This window comes from Fluviicola sp. (assembly GCF_039596395.1).
Taxonomy (GTDB): domain Bacteria; phylum Bacteroidota; class Bacteroidia; order Flavobacteriales_D; family Crocinitomicaceae; genus Fluviicola.
This window is the reverse complement of sequence record NZ_JBCNJT010000001.1, coordinates 1,414,394-1,428,543: the sequence shown is the minus strand read 5'-3', so window position 1 is coordinate 1,428,543 and position 14,150 is coordinate 1,414,394. Positions and strand designations below refer to the sequence as shown.

10 protein-coding genes and 2 tRNA genes are annotated in these 14,150 nt (G+C 42.8%); 3 read left to right on the top strand and 9 right to left on the bottom strand.

What is annotated here, in order from left to right:
- Positions 1–9: 9 nt before the first annotated feature.
- Positions 10–3,087 (top strand): ATP-binding cassette domain-containing protein, encoded by a 3,078-nt coding sequence (locus ABDW02_RS06250; protein WP_343633212.1) that lies wholly within the window; start codon positions 10–12, stop codon positions 3,085–3,087.
- 160 nt (positions 3,088–3,247) lie between these two features.
- Here the strand turns inward: ABDW02_RS06250 and fabG are convergent, their stop codons facing one another.
- The 7 genes from fabG to proS all read right to left on the bottom strand — a co-directional run bounded on the left by fabG (position 3,248) and on the right by proS (position 8,740).
- Complete coding sequence (gene fabG, locus ABDW02_RS06245; RefSeq protein ID WP_343633210.1) at positions 3,248–3,994, bottom strand: 3-oxoacyl-[acyl-carrier-protein] reductase; 747 nt, start codon at positions 3,992–3,994, stop codon at positions 3,248–3,250.
- Between the two features lie 177 nt (positions 3,995–4,171).
- Positions 4,172–5,881 (bottom strand): putative porin, encoded by a 1,710-nt coding sequence (locus ABDW02_RS06240; RefSeq protein WP_343633208.1) that lies wholly within the window; start codon positions 5,879–5,881, stop codon positions 4,172–4,174.
- Between the two features lie 74 nt (positions 5,882–5,955).
- Entirely contained in the window at positions 5,956–6,207 is a 252-nt protein-coding gene (rpsT, locus tag ABDW02_RS06235; protein WP_294672238.1) for a 30S ribosomal protein S20, read from the bottom strand.
- 29 nt (positions 6,208–6,236) lie between these two features.
- Positions 6,237–6,308: transfer RNA gene (locus tag ABDW02_RS06230), tRNA-Glu, on the bottom strand.
- Between the two features lie 8 nt (positions 6,309–6,316).
- A tRNA-Glu gene (locus ABDW02_RS06225) sits at positions 6,317–6,391 on the bottom strand.
- 69 nt (positions 6,392–6,460) lie between these two features.
- Positions 6,461–7,141 carry a hypothetical protein gene (locus ABDW02_RS06220; RefSeq protein WP_343633203.1) on the bottom strand — a complete coding sequence of 227 codons (681 nt, stop codon included), beginning with the start codon at positions 7,139–7,141 and terminating at the stop codon, positions 6,461–6,463.
- Between the two features lie 123 nt (positions 7,142–7,264).
- Positions 7,265–8,740 (bottom strand): proline--tRNA ligase, encoded by a 1,476-nt coding sequence (proS, locus tag ABDW02_RS06215; protein ID WP_343633201.1) that lies wholly within the window; start codon positions 8,738–8,740, stop codon positions 7,265–7,267.
- A gap of 87 nt (positions 8,741–8,827) precedes the next feature.
- Between proS and ABDW02_RS06210 the strand changes: the two genes are divergently transcribed.
- A complete protein-coding gene (locus ABDW02_RS06210) occupies positions 8,828–9,775 on the top strand; it encodes a hypothetical protein (protein ID WP_343633199.1) in 948 nt (315 codons plus the stop codon).
- Between the two features lie 9 nt (positions 9,776–9,784).
- The gene (locus ABDW02_RS06205; protein WP_343633197.1) at positions 9,785–11,278 is read left to right on the top strand and encodes a hypothetical protein; all 1,494 of its coding nucleotides are present in this window, start codon (positions 9,785–9,787) and stop codon (positions 11,276–11,278) included.
- Here ABDW02_RS06205 and ABDW02_RS06200 read toward each other — a convergent pair.
- Positions 11,269–12,801 carry a hypothetical protein gene (locus ABDW02_RS06200; protein ID WP_343633195.1) on the bottom strand — a complete coding sequence of 511 codons (1,533 nt, stop codon included), beginning with the start codon at positions 12,799–12,801 and terminating at the stop codon, positions 11,269–11,271. The genes ABDW02_RS06205 and ABDW02_RS06200 overlap by 10 nt on opposite strands.
- 269 nt (positions 12,802–13,070) lie before the next feature.
- On the bottom strand, positions 13,071–14,072 hold the full coding sequence (locus ABDW02_RS06195) for a glucosaminidase domain-containing protein (protein WP_343633193.1): 1,002 nt from the start codon (positions 14,070–14,072) through the stop codon (positions 13,071–13,073).
- Between the last annotated feature and the right edge of the window lie 78 nt (positions 14,073–14,150).

Sequence of the window (14,150 nt, the reverse complement as noted above, 5' to 3'; positions counted from 1 at the left end):
CGGAAAAGCATGAGTGAACGCATACTCCGCGCTCTAATGCAGTTATTCGCGATTATCGCGAAGGTTGATGAAGTAACAGACCCTACTAACGAAGCCATTGAAAGTTCCAATGGCAGAAGAATCGTAGAAGCATTTTTACGTACCGAACTGAACGATGAATTGCTTCAAAAGTACATTCAGCTGTTTGATGAATTCCTGTTAGTTCACCACCAGGGATCCGGAAAGAAAGATGGTCAGCGCAAAAGGACATCCGTTAATTCGGTAAAGGTGTTGCGTATTTGTGCACAGATCAATGAAGAATTGACCCAGCGGCAAAAAATGATCGTGTTGCTGCGTATTTTCGACTTTATTCACGCAAATGACCAGGTACACGAACAGGAACAGGAATTCGTTCACACGGTTTCCGAATCATTCAACATTCCTGATTTTGAGTACCAGCAACTAAAATCCTTTGTCGAAGCAAATGGAAGTACGATCCTGGATGATGAGCATTTCATGTACATCACTGAAAAAGACCTGCACCTTTCGCATGCAAAGCTGATTAAAATGGAAGGATTCGACGGTTCCATTTCGGTAATCCGGCTGGAAAGTGTCAACATCCTGTTTTTCAGATATTTCGGTCACGATGAGCTAATCCTGAACGGTCAGATCGTTTCCAATGAACGCAGACATATTTTAAACCAGGGTTCTACCCTGCGTACCAATAAATCCGCACCGATTTATTACAGCGATGTGATTTCCAGGTTCCTCAACGATGCGAACCGCGAGAAGATTACCTTCAAAGTAGATCATTTGCAATTCCACTTCAACAGTGGAAAAATCGGTCTGCATGAAATCAATTTCATTGAACAATCCGGGAAATTACTGGGTGTAATGGGTGGTTCGGGAGCCGGGAAATCTACTTTCCTGAACGTACTGAACGGAAACTACGCGCCTTCTCATGGTGCTGTAACCATTAACGGGGTTGACTTACACCGGGAGAAATCCAAACTGGAAGGAGTAATCGGATTTGTTTCCCAGGATGATTTATTGATCGAGGAATTGACCGTCTTCCAAAACTTGTATTTCAACGCGAAATTGTGTTTCAACGACCTGTCCGAATCCCTGCTGAAGAAAAAAGTATTGGATTTACTTTCGGATATCGGTTTGGGAGACGCCAAGCACCTGAAAGTAGGAAGCCCACTGGAAAAAACCATTTCCGGAGGACAGCGCAAGCGTTTGAATATTGCCCTGGAATTGATCCGCGAACCTGCAGTGATGTTCGTGGATGAACCTACATCCGGGCTTTCTTCGCGCGATTCTGAAAATATTATGGACATGCTCAAAGAGCTTTCCCTGAAAGGAAAACTGATCTTTGTAGTAATCCACCAGCCTTCATCGGAGATCTTCAAGATGTTCGATAAATTAATGATCCTCGACCAGGGAGGTTACCCGATTTTCGACGGAAACCCGATTGATGCGGTCGTTTATTTCAAAACGCACGTACATCACGTCAATGCAAACGAGCGCGAATGCCCGATTTGTGGTAACGTAAACCCGGAACAGATTTTCAACATCATCGAATCGAAAGTGGTAGATGAATACGGGAACCAGACAAAGGTGCGTAAAGTCACTCCGAGAGAATGGAACGAACGCTATTTGTCCAATTACAAGACCCCGGATATCGAAGAAATTACGGAACCGATCAAAGGAACTTCCCGCATTGCCAATAAGATCAAGCAGTTCAAGGTTTTCTTCCTGAGAGATGTGCTGAGCAAGCTGGCAAACCGTCAGTATATGTTCATCAACATGCTGGAAGCGCCGGTTTTGGCTGCAATCCTTTCTTTCTTCGTCAAGTTTTTCAACACAGACGGGAAAGGACACGAAGATTATGTCTTCTACGAAAACGAGAATATTCCGCAATACTTATTCATTTCGGTAGTTGTTGCTTTGTTCCTGGGGCTAACGGTGGCAGCGGAAGAAATCATCAAAGACAAGAAAATCCTGAAACGCGAAAGTTTCCTGAATTTATCACTCGGTTCTTATTTGTGGTCGAAAATACTGATCATGTTTATCGTTTCTGCTATCCAGACTGCATTTTTTGTACTGATCGGGAACCTGATCCTTGAAATCCATGGATTGTGGTGGGAATACTGGGTAATCCTCTTCTCTACTTCCTGCATGGCGAATGTATTGGGATTGAATATTTCCAGTGCATTCAACTCTGCGAAAGTTATTTACATCATCGTTCCATTATTGATCATCCCGCAATTGATCTTCTCCGGAGTAATCGTGAAATTCGATAAGCTCCACCCGATTTTCTCTTCCAACAACGAAGTTCCGTGGATCGGGAATGCGATGGCATCGCGCTGGGCCTATGAAGCTTTGGCGGTAACGCAGGCTGTGGACAATGAGCACGAAGGCCGCCAGTTCGAATTGCACCAGAAACAAAGCAATGCAAGCTGGAAACGGGATTACTGGATTCCGGAAATGAAGAACCAGTTGACGATCCTGGCCGATAAAAAGACATCTCCGGAGGATTTTGAGAAAGCAAAACGCATCCTGTCCAATGAAGTGGAAAAAGAAGTTTCCAATTGGGGGAACCTGGAATGTAAAGACTGTGTAGCCGGTTTAAGCAAATTGCAAAAAGGAAAATCTTCCGTGCAGGAAATCCAGTTCAATATCGGTGCTTTCCTGGAAACGTTGAAAAAGCAATACAACCTCACTTATAATCAAACTACTGAATTACTGGATCAGCTGGTCATGAAAATGGGTGAGAAAAATTACGAAGCATCCCAGGCTGCATTCATCAATGAAAGTTTGCAGGATTTGGTGACCAATCGCACGGAAGTTCAAAAGATCATTGTAACAGATGATGAATTGATCCAGAAAGACGATCCGTTGTACATGGACCCGAAAAACACGCGTTTATTGGACGCTCCGTTCTATACTTACAAGAAATACTGGTTCGGAATTCCAATGAGTACATTCCTGGCGAATGTGCTGGTGTTGTGGGGAATGACAATCCTGTTGATCGTTACGCTTTACTACGATCTGCTCCGCAAGTGCCTGAAATTATTCTCCCGGGGATCCGGAAGCAACGCATAAAAAACAGTAGGGCCGTCCCGGATTATCCGGGACGGCCCTACTCAATTCACATATAAAAAAGGGCTCCAAAATCTTGAAACCCTCTTTAAATTAGTTATGCTCTTCTTGTCTTGGTGGTTCATGGAAAACCGCTACGCCACAAGAATAAAAGCGCGAAAAATTACATCAACATTCCTCCACACACATGGATTGTTTGTCCTGTAATATAAGCTGACATATCAGAAGCTAAGAAAACCACCGCGTTTGCAACGTCGATCGGTTGTCCTCCTCTTTTCAATGGAATCGAATTTCTCCACTCTTCCACTACTTTTTGGTCCAGTGCACCGGTCATTTCCGTCTCAATGAATCCCGGAGCAATAGCGTTGCAACGAATGCTTCTTGATCCCAATTCCTGTGCAACAGATTTTGTAAATCCGATCAAACCTGCTTTAGATGCCGCATAGTTTGCCTGACCTGCATTTCCGCTTACACCTACAACAGACGACATATTAATGATCGATCCTGAGCGAGCCTTCAACATTGGGCGCTGAACTGCTTTTGTCAAGTTGAAAGCAGATTTCAAATTCGTGTTAATTACTTCGTCCCACTGCTCTTCCGTCATACGCATCAAAAGCGTGTCGCGTGTAATTCCTGCATTATTTACAAGAACATCGATCGTTCCGAATTTCTCCACAACATCATCCACCAGCTTTTGAGCCTGGTCGAAATTTGCGGCATCAGACTTGAATCCGACTGCCGTTCCTCCGTTTGCCGTCAATTCAGCTTCCAAAGCACGCGCTTTCTCTTCTGAAGACAAATACGTAAAAGCAACTTTTGCGCCTTGCTTTACACATTCCTCTGCAATCGATTTACCTATTCCTCTGGATGCTCCGGTAATTAATACAACTTTATTATCTAGTAATCCCATCTATAGTTTTTTGGTTTTCAAATATAGGAAAGGTTTCCCTTATACAGATGAAATGAAAGATGAACTTATCCCCATCGATAAGTTCAAATGTTCACTTCGACTCCGCTCAGTGTCCATTATACTATTGATAAACGAAAAGAAAATTAGTAAAGGTGGCTGAGCGGAGTCGAAGTCACCTTAATTGAAAAAATCCCACGAAACCCCGAACCGCAACTGCAGCGGTGTAACCGGATAACCGATTCCTTCGAAATTGGTAGGCTTCACAAATGTCTGCTCGATATTCTCTACACGGATAAACCATCTGAAATACCCCAAATCAAATTGGGTATAGAAATGCAGCTTCATCATGTCGCGGAACTGTTTTCCAGCAGAAACAAATGTATACGTGTTCATCTGTGGAACAAAATCCAGCAATTGGTAATGGCTGATGTAACCGATTTCAATACCTGTTACGGTTTTTAGTTTTTTCGCTTTGAACAGTCCGCCGTTGTAGGCAATGCGTCCGGAAAGCAACCAGTTGGGAAGCAAATCGCCGGTACTTTCGCGGTAGCTTGCTCTTCCCTGTACCAATAATTTCTTGTAGGAATATTCAAATCCTGCCTGGATTCCCAATACATTTAAAGATGTCAAAGTGTCTTGCCTCCAACGGTTTTGGATGAAAACGGGCATTTTTGAATTGTTCTCCACAAAAGCCTGGGCAAAGAAAGGTACAAACCGGTTCTTATTGGTCCAACTCAGGTTCAGGGAGGTTTTGGTGCTCAATTCCCGGTCGTTCCAATTGTAGGAAAGTGTATTTCCGTAATAGGCCCGTTGATAATTTTCCGGGTATTTGTGGATAAATGCACCGCTTGCAGAAAATTTATTGATCCGGAAAGCCTTCTTTGCTTCTGCCAGAATCTGGGTTTCGCCGCTTGCTCCTGCAAAAGTGTAATTTGCGGTTGCGTTCAGTGCATATCCCTGAATGTTCATGTCCAAAGCAGCAAATCCGAATGCTTCAGTCGTATCCTGGTGAACCTGCATATTGTCATAGTCCCAGTAGCGTGTACCCAAGCCCGCTTCAATGTTGAAACCACGGTTCTTGTAGAAAACCCCGCCGTTCATTTTTAAAGAAGACAACTCCCAATAATCCGCTGTAACTGCGGTGTCATAATTCGTAAACCCGTAAATACCTTCCAGTGTATCTGTTTCCAGGTAACGCATGTTCTTGATATCGAGTCGTGGCTGCAGGATAATCCCGATCTTTTGCAGGGAATCTTTCGTAAACGAAATGTAATTCTTCCAGTCGATATGCAATTCCTTGATCTTATTCTCAGCGTTGGGTTTGTCTACTTCCTGGAACAGGAGTGCAAATCCTTCGCGGATTGAATCTCCGAGCGTACCGTTGCTCAACCGGTTGTTGCTGGAATAAAATGAAGCGTCCAGGATGGTCCCGTAGTATTTGGAACGGTGCATGACCATTAATTGGGCGGAATTCCGTTCAAAACTGGAGTTGCGAAGATTTCCCAGGGTGCTGTTGCGGATGTAATCGAATTGAATGAACGTATTGGAATCAATCGCCTGGGTATAAGTAATCTTCCCGAATTGGGCCGATTTCGATCCCATGGAATATTCAAACGCAATATGAGGAATGGAAGAAAAACGCCTTTGTTGGGGTTTCAGCCAAACGGTATTCAGATCGGAAAATGAAAATTGGAACAGGAAGGGATTGAAGTCTCCGGGAAGTGTATGCTGGTAATTAGCCAGGTTGGCATCTACGGAATCGAGCTTACCGGAAATGCGGTGGCCGGGCTTTAACGAATCCTGGAAGTAATTTCCAAAGGGAGATTGTGCCACACTGATAAGCGGGCAGAAAGAGATAACAAGTAGAAACAAAGCCCATTTCTTCATGAAACTTTATTAAAACACAAAAAGGTCTCATCGCCGTCTGGCAGACAAGACCTTCTCATTCTTGAATGAATTTCTTATAATTTGTTCACAGCAACTGTCAAACCTGATTTCAAGTTCGCAGCCTTGTTTTTGTGAATGATATTACGCTTTGCCAATTTATCCAACATGGAAACTACTGCTGGCAACAATTCGCTTGCCTCTTTCTTATCTTTCAAAGAACGAAGTTTGCGTACTGCGTTACGAGTTGTTTTGTGTTGGTACTTGTTACGCAAACGCTTAACATCGTTAGAACGAATTCGTTTTTGTGCTGACTTGTGATTTGCCATTTTTTTCTTTTATTACAATCTAAAATTTGCAGCCCATAGGAGAATCGAACTCCTGTTTCCAGGATGAAAACCTGGCGTCCTAACCACTAGACGAATGGGCCAACTAAGTTGGCAGCCCATAGGAGAATCGAACTCCTGTTTCCAGGATGAAAACCTGGCGTCCTAACCACTAGACGAATGGGCCGTTTTTGAATTTCGGAGTGCAAATATACTTGGATTTTTCCTATTTGCAAGCTTTTCCGATGCTTTTTTTCTAAAAAAAATCTGTGTCTTCTGCTTCAAATTTGAAACCCAGTCGTTTACCGGTCGACATTTGACTGCTCGCTTCGAGTTCCTGCATCTGGAAAACGGTCACTTTTGACACGATTTCATAAGGCGGAGTTAGCAAATCGAAGTCTAAAGCATAGGCAAAGGAGACGTGAATGATGTTCGTAAGAATCGCATCCGTAAGCACCGAATTGGTCAAATCACGGAATAAAAAGCCCAATTGCCCCTTTCCTTCCACCATAAAATGTTCGTCTTTATTGATGAAAACACGTCCGATCAGGTATCCCAAATCATTGCTCCGGTTCTTCAGATAAGATTCCGCCAGGAAATTGTAGATATTGATAATCCCGAAAAAACCGCGGCTTTTATCTTCCTTCAGGTAATCTGTTTGCCACATCGGATGTTCGTCGGGCAATTTGAATACATTGGTATGCATTTGAAAAACAAGCACATCACTCCCCACATACACCTGCACCTGGAATTCACCTTTGTTCTCTAAGTGTAAACGAATCCTGGGATCTTCAACAGAAGCCCGCAATGCTTCGATTTCCTGCAGTAAATGCGTTTTAAAGCGTTCAAAATGATTTTTCGTATCGTGAAAGATATCCTGCTTCAATCCTGCTTTCCGGATCAAAATATCCTGTATGATTTTTCGTGAATCTTCCATAATCTTTTGAATTGAAAAATTGACAATGGAAAATTGAAAAGAGGGTTATTTCTAAGGCTGAACAATTGCCTCAGTTAAAAACAATCCATCTTTTCAATTTTAAAATTTTACATTATCAATTTGTTAATATGCTTTCGCAAAAACCACGCGTCCTTTTGAAGGAGCCCCGGTCACCATACAAACTCCTGGTTCCGAAGCAATATCAATAGGAATACAGCGGATCGTTGCTTTTGTTTCTTCTTTGATCTTAGCTTCCGTTTCCTTGGTTCCGTCCCAATGAGCCAGGTAGAATCCTCCGTCCTGCTCCAGTTTCGTTTTGAACTCTTCGTAAGTATCCACTTTGTGCATGTTCTGATCGCGGAATTCGTTTGCTTTTTTAAGCAAGTTCACCTGGATCTCATCCAATAAAGCAGTAATGGAAGCACCGATGTTGTCAATGTTCATGGCGTATTTCTCCTTCGTATCACGACGGGCAATCTCCACTACTCCATTTGCCAGGTCTCTTGGCCCGATCGCCATACGAACCGGAACTCCTTTTGCTTCGTATTCGGCAAATTTCCATCCCGGACGTTTCTGATCGTCGGCATCGTATTTCACTTTGATCTTCAATCCTTTCAGTTCGGCAGAGATTTTGGCTACTGCTTCGTTGATTGATTGCAATTCTTCTTCTGTTCTGTAAATCGGAACGATCACTACCTGAATCGGTGCAAGCGCAGGTGGTAATACCAAACCTTCATCATCGGAATGGGTCATGATCAAAGCTCCCATCAAACGGGTGGAAACTCCCCAGGAAGTTGCCCAAACGTATTCCAGTTTACCTTGCGCATCGCTGAATTTAACTTCAAATGCCTTTGCAAAGTTCTGCCCCAAAAAGTGGGAAGTTCCTGCTTGCAAAGCTTTTCCGTCCTGCATCATGGCTTCGATACAGTAAGTATCATCGGCTCCTGCAAAACGCTCGCTTTCTGTCTTGTGGCCTTTGATTACCGGCATCGCCATATATTGTTCTGCAAAATCTGCATAAACATCCAGCATTTGTTCTGTTTCCCGGATCGCTTCTTCCTTCGTGGAATGCGCCGTGTGGCCTTCCTGCCATAAGAACTCGGAAGTGCGCAAAAACAAACGGGTTTTCATTTCCCAGCGAACTACGTTTGCCCACTGATTGATCAAAATCGGCAGGTCGCGGTAAGATTGGATCCATTTTTTGTACGAGTTCCAGATAATGGTTTCGGAAGTCGGACGAACGATTAATTCTTCCTCCAGCTTTGCATCCGGGTCCACAATAACACCTCCTCCGTTCGGATCGTTTTTCAAACGGTAATGCGTTACAACCGCACATTCTTTCGCAAAACCATCCACGTGGGATGCTTCTTTACTCAAATAGCTTTTCGGGATGAATAAGGGGAAGTACGCATTCTGATGACCTGTTTCTTTGAATTTTGCATCCAGGATGTCGCGCATGTTTTCCCAAATAGCATAACCATAGGGTTTGATTACCATCATTCCTTTAACATCCGAGTGTTCTGCAAGGTCAGCTCTGGATATTAAATCATTATACCACTTTGAATAATCTTCGGCGCGAGTAGCGTACTTCTGTGACATTTTTGAGTATGTTAAATTTTAAGAATAAAACCGTAAAATTAGAAATAAATCAGCTATCTTTAATCAACCTTTTTAATCTTTATCATCATGTATAACGTGTTAAAATTCGGAGTTTGTTTTGGAGTTGCAATATCCCTTGCAGGATGTAGTTCTTCCGAGCATTTCATGCAGGATGACGTTTACAATACGCGCACCCCTATTATGCCTCCGGGAACGGACCTGAATGACGTGACGGATTACGCTACTTTTGTCGCGAAGAAGGAACAAACTGAGGTTCCGCAGGAGCGCACAACCTATGTTTCCCCGCGTCAGTACTACGATTATTTTTACAATACCCAATATGTTTATTACGGATATTCCCCGTATGCTCCGATTACCGGATTGGGTTATTATGGCTACAGTAATTTCTATACTCCTTATTACAACATGGGGTACGGTTATGGATACGGAAGCAATACTTTCGGGAATCCTTATCATTATGGCTACAGCACTGCTTATCCGTACGGTTATTATCCTTACGGAGGCGGATATCCTTCTTATTACGGGAATACTTCCTGGTTTACACCTTCAAGTAAGCCAAATACAGCAGGAAATATGTCGAATGCACATGCAGGAACTTCTACCGGAAGAATGGCATCATCCTCTTCCGGGATTGTACATTACGACAACAAATTAATCGCGAAACCGAATACGAACGGTTTTAGCGGAGTCGGTAGAAATACACTTTCGAATCCGTCACCGGTTCTTAATACAGGGAACCCTGCTCCCGGAAGAGTTTCAGCTACCGGTGTGAGCCCACGACAGTCTGCACGACCTGTAGTTGCAGGCCGTCCTTCTAATCCTACCACGGAGCGAACAGGCACTTACAACAGATCGGAATCAAATCCGAACCAAGGCGTTAGTAACAGAACAATCAATACAAATTCCAGCCCGCGAACAAGTACTCCTACTATGAGAAGCGGCGGTGGTTCCGGGGGAGGAAGCGTAAGTTCGCCTTCCGGAGGTGGAGGATCAAGAAGTGGTGGTAGACGATAAATTAAATAAATGAGATCTAAGATAGTTTTGGCTTCAGTTTTTACCGGAGCCTTTTTTGCGTTCGGACAGAATGAAGTAGATGTATACCGGTTATCAAACACGTACGTTCAGGGATCAGCGCGGTTTGATGCAATGGGAGGTTCCTTCGGAGCTTTAGGTGCAGAAAGCGGTTGTATCGGTATCAACCCGGCCGGATTCGGAAGAGCTTCCGTGAGTTCATTCTCTTTTGGTGCAGCGGGTACTTCCGTTAAAACAACTTCGCATTTCAGAGGGAACGGTGAGGCTGTCTCAACAGGAACTTCATCCATGGATGCATTTAAAGTGCGGATACCTAATTTGGCCGGAACGGTTGTAAGTGACGTTTCCAGTTCTAATTCCGGTTTGATCTACACGCAAATCTCTTTCGGGATGAACCGTGTTGCAAATTTCGATAATTCATTCAATTACAGCGGACAACAGTTCGAGTCGCTCTTGGATGTATTTGCTTCGGGGGCTTCGGGAATTGCACCGGAAGATCTATACACGTATCAGCCATACACCTCTTCCCTGGCCTATCAAACATATGCGATCGATCCGGATGCAAATAACAATTATTACCCGAGATTGAATTCCGCGGATGTAATTCATAATCGCACTGTTTTGAACCGTGGAGGAATCAATGAATTTTACTTTGGGCTCAGCGCAAATTACCTGGATAAAATCTATTTCGGAGCTTCGGTTTCTTACAATACCCTGAATTTCTCCGAATCAATCATTCACAAAGAAACATTGACCGATACAACAGGAACGCTTGGTTTAATGTCGTATGTTTATCAATACAACTACCGGTCAAAAGGAGGCGGAACAAATGTGAAATTGGGTGCTATTTTCCTGCCGGCTGATTGGTTCCGTGTGGGAGTTGCTATTCATACACCTACTTTTTACCAGATCACGGATGAATATTCGGCTGACATGCAGGCGCTTCACGCCGATGGGATGAAATACGTAGATCCAAGTTTTCTGCCGGTTAATAAATACAAATACAGAATCTGGACTCCTACCAAGTTTGTCGGATCTTTTGGATTTGTGTTCGGTGACAACGGTTGTATCAATGTGGATTTGGAATATCTGAATTATGCCTGGGGACGATTAAAAACCACCACCGACGAAGCTTATACTCCTTACAATTACGCCATTGAAAACGCAACAATTAAAAGCCAGATGGTGGATGCTTTGAATGTGCGTGTTGGTGGTGAGTGGGCGATTAACAACATGTTTTTCATCCGTGGTGGTTATGGTTACTACCCGAAAGGAGATACGTTGGCAAGAAGCTACGGGAAAACATTCAGCCAAACGGTCAGCGGAGGATTCGGATTCCGTTTCAACCGGGTTTACCTGGATCTTTCTGTGCGTTACCTGACAACAAGTTCTGTTTACAAGGCATTTTTCGAAAGCAGATCAGACCTGGATATTGTAAATACCACTTTCAATATCGGGATGCAATACAAGTTTGATTACAAGTGATTGTACTCCTTGATTGCTTTTGAGAAATCTACTTTATCCAGTTTCGAATTGATCCACGCCGGAAGGTGGAAATAATCCAGGATCACACGTTCCTGCTGATCTTTCATCAACTCGGCTACTTCCACTTTCATTTTCGAAAGGATCTCATTGCGCTGAGTCACATTCATGCTTTTTGCCAGTTTGCGCAAATGCTTGATCACTACATTTTCTATTTCGTAGTCGCGGTCGTGTTTGCTTAAATAACGGTTCGTGGATTTGATCACATATTCCAGGAAATCATAGTTTTCCAGTTCCAGATGAATGATCAGGTTGAAAATGCGGGCAAAACTGTAAATATCCTGTCTCAAACGCTGTTCGTTATCATTCAGTACTTCGTTCAGGGTTGAAAGCGCTTTTTTATAATCTCCGATCCCGAAATACGTATAAGCCTGGTTATAGCTGAACAAAATATTCTGTTCTTTCGAAACTTTGTCATCCAGGTCACGCAATCTAACGCGTACTTCGTCGGCGAGTTTAGCGGAAGCTTCGAAATTTCCGGTAGCGTGGTTCAAAGCAAATTCCCCATTGTAGGAGATGGTGAAAATGCGCAGGGATAAATCGGTGGAATTAAATCCTTTGCTTCCTTCCAGTGAACGGATCTCATGGATCACGTTTGTAGCTTCCTTGAACTGTTTGTTGTCAATGTAACAACGCAATAAATGAGAAAGTGTCAGGATATAACGCTGTCCCAGATCTTCTTTGATCAATGGATTGTTGTCGAGGATATCTTTGGTGCGGTTAAAGAACTGGAAACTATCTTCGTAATTCCGGTTGGTTGCAGCACACAATCCTTTGATGTAGTAACACATGGAAGATGCCCGCGTGGAAAGTGCCGTGTTCTTTCCTTTGATCAAATGATAATTGGAAATGTCCTCAACAATTTTTCGCTCCTCTTCATTACGGGTAAATCCTCCCGAGCGGAAAATCAAATTGATCTTGGAATAAATGACCTGGTATTCCGCCAGGTTTCGCAATTTCGCAATCACCAATTCCTCCTCTTCGATGATATCATCCAGGTTCCTTGAAAACTCACCGTCCTCATAAGCTGCTTCCAGGAGCTTTTTCTCCCAGGCGATCAATTCGTACCAGTAATAAAACTCCTCGTGCTCAATGGCTAAACTTTTTGCCCGCTGAACAAATTTTTCGCACTCTTTGTAAAGAGCTTTGTTGTATAAAATCTCTACGTTTTTTAATTCCTGCTTAAGAACGCTTGAAGCTGATTGCTCCGAATAATAAACGCGAAGACTTTTCAGGATCAACCGGTATAAATGGTTTTTTTCAGAAGGCAAGTGTTTTACAAATGTCTCATTTTGAAAGAATTCCTTTAAATCCTCTTCCCGGTAAGCACCTTGTTTTTCGATAAAATCAAAAATCTTCAGGTAGTTCTTTTCACCGGATTGTAAAGCTGAAGAAAGCTTGAAAAATCGCTTTTCAGATTTAGTCAACGACTTGATTAACTTATACAGTTCGTTTGAGGGTTTCATAATACAGGAGTTTCTCAAATTTAACAAAATCTTTTAATCCTAGTATTTTTCTTAAAACAATTTAGCACCTGCTCCATAATGAATCAGAGGGAATTGGGAGTTTCAGCATTGAAATCCTAAGAAGGCGTTCAATGGTTTAATAGTTTAAAAAAGTTCAAATGCTGGTTTTTGAACATTTGAACTTTTGAACTCACTTGAAACTTTCCAAAAAAAAAGGTTGCATAACACAACCTTTCACAAACAACAACAATAAACTTCAACGCAGATAACTAACGAAGAAGGATCTTTTGTCCTTTCTGGACAGTCACTTTTTCGGATGTGAATCCGTTCATTTTTACAAGGCTTTTCAATTTGATCCCTTCTGCCTGGGAAATCTCGATCAATGTAATTTCTTTGCTGGCAGTGTAAGTCACGTCTTTACAACGGGACCTGCTTCTTTTCGGTTCGATATAAACGATATCGCCCGGTTCAAGCATGTCTTTTTTCTCCACGAAATTGTTGTACTTGTACATTTGCCACATCGCCAAATCGTATTCTTTCGCAATTTTATAGTAAGTATCCCCTTTCCGGGCAACAATGAATTTCACATCGTTCTTGTTTTCTTTCGCGGTGTGAGTTTGGTATTTCAAACACGCTTCATCGATCTTCATGGAAGAAACCGGCTTATTGTTTGCCGTTTCTTTGGACTTGGATTTGGAACCGGAAGCTGAGTTTTCTTTTGCATTACTTGCCAACAACTCTGTTCCTTTAGTATCAGGAGCAGTTTTATCATCGTATTCGTACAATCTCAGGCGTTCGATCAAATCGATTAATTTTTCAGCATATTCCGGGTGAGTTGCATAGCCTGCTTTCTTCAATCCTTTCGCCCAGTTCTTGTAATCATCAACCGGGAATTGGAACAAACCTGCATAACGCGGTTTTTTGGTCAGGAATAAGCTGTGATCGTTGTATGATTCCGTTGCATTGGGATATTTCCGGAAACATTCTCCTTTTGCATCGTCATCGAAGTACATCTTCTCTCCTGTCCAGTCGCTGCATTTAATCCCGAAATGATTATTGGCTTCAGTTGCAAGCGGTGAGTTTCCATTGGCACTTTCCAGCAAACCCTGCGCAAGTGTGATACTTGCCGGAATACGGTAAGTAAGCATGTGTTCAACTGCCACATTCGACCACATATTCACGTAATCTGTCTGTGTCATTTTTGCCGGGGATTGTCCTCCGAAAACGGAAAAAGAAATCCCAAATCCTACAATTGCTAAGCTTCTCATCATGTTAAAAGGCATTGAATTCTTTCCAGAATACGCAAAAGTAAGAACTTGGTTACAAAAAATGTTGAAAACTTTGAAGAC

What these genes read in the sequence shown, in the direction of transcription:
- ABDW02_RS06195 (WP_343633193.1), bottom strand. Translation starts at nt 14,072, where the DNA reads ATGATGAGAAGCTTAGCAATTGTAGGATTTGGGATTTCTTTTTCCGTT.
- rpsT (WP_294672238.1), bottom strand. Translation starts at nt 6,207, where the DNA reads ATGGCAAATCACAAGTCAGCACAAAAACGAATTCGTTCTAACGATGTT.
- fabG (WP_343633210.1), bottom strand. Translation starts at nt 3,994, where the DNA reads ATGGGATTACTAGATAATAAAGTTGTATTAATTACCGGAGCATCCAGA.
- ABDW02_RS06205 (WP_343633197.1), top strand. Translation starts at nt 9,785, where the DNA reads ATGAGATCTAAGATAGTTTTGGCTTCAGTTTTTACCGGAGCCTTTTTT.
- proS (WP_343633201.1), bottom strand. Translation starts at nt 8,740, where the DNA reads ATGTCACAGAAGTACGCTACTCGCGCCGAAGATTATTCAAAGTGGTAT.
- ABDW02_RS06200 (WP_343633195.1), bottom strand. Translation starts at nt 12,801, where the DNA reads ATGAAACCCTCAAACGAACTGTATAAGTTAATCAAGTCGTTGACTAAA.
- ABDW02_RS06210 (WP_343633199.1), top strand. Translation starts at nt 8,828, where the DNA reads ATGTATAACGTGTTAAAATTCGGAGTTTGTTTTGGAGTTGCAATATCC.
- ABDW02_RS06250 (WP_343633212.1), top strand. Translation starts at nt 10, where the DNA reads ATGAGTGAACGCATACTCCGCGCTCTAATGCAGTTATTCGCGATTATC.
- ABDW02_RS06240 (WP_343633208.1), bottom strand. Translation starts at nt 5,881, where the DNA reads ATGAAGAAATGGGCTTTGTTTCTACTTGTTATCTCTTTCTGCCCGCTT.
- ABDW02_RS06220 (WP_343633203.1), bottom strand. Translation starts at nt 7,141, where the DNA reads ATGGAAGATTCACGAAAAATCATACAGGATATTTTGATCCGGAAAGCA.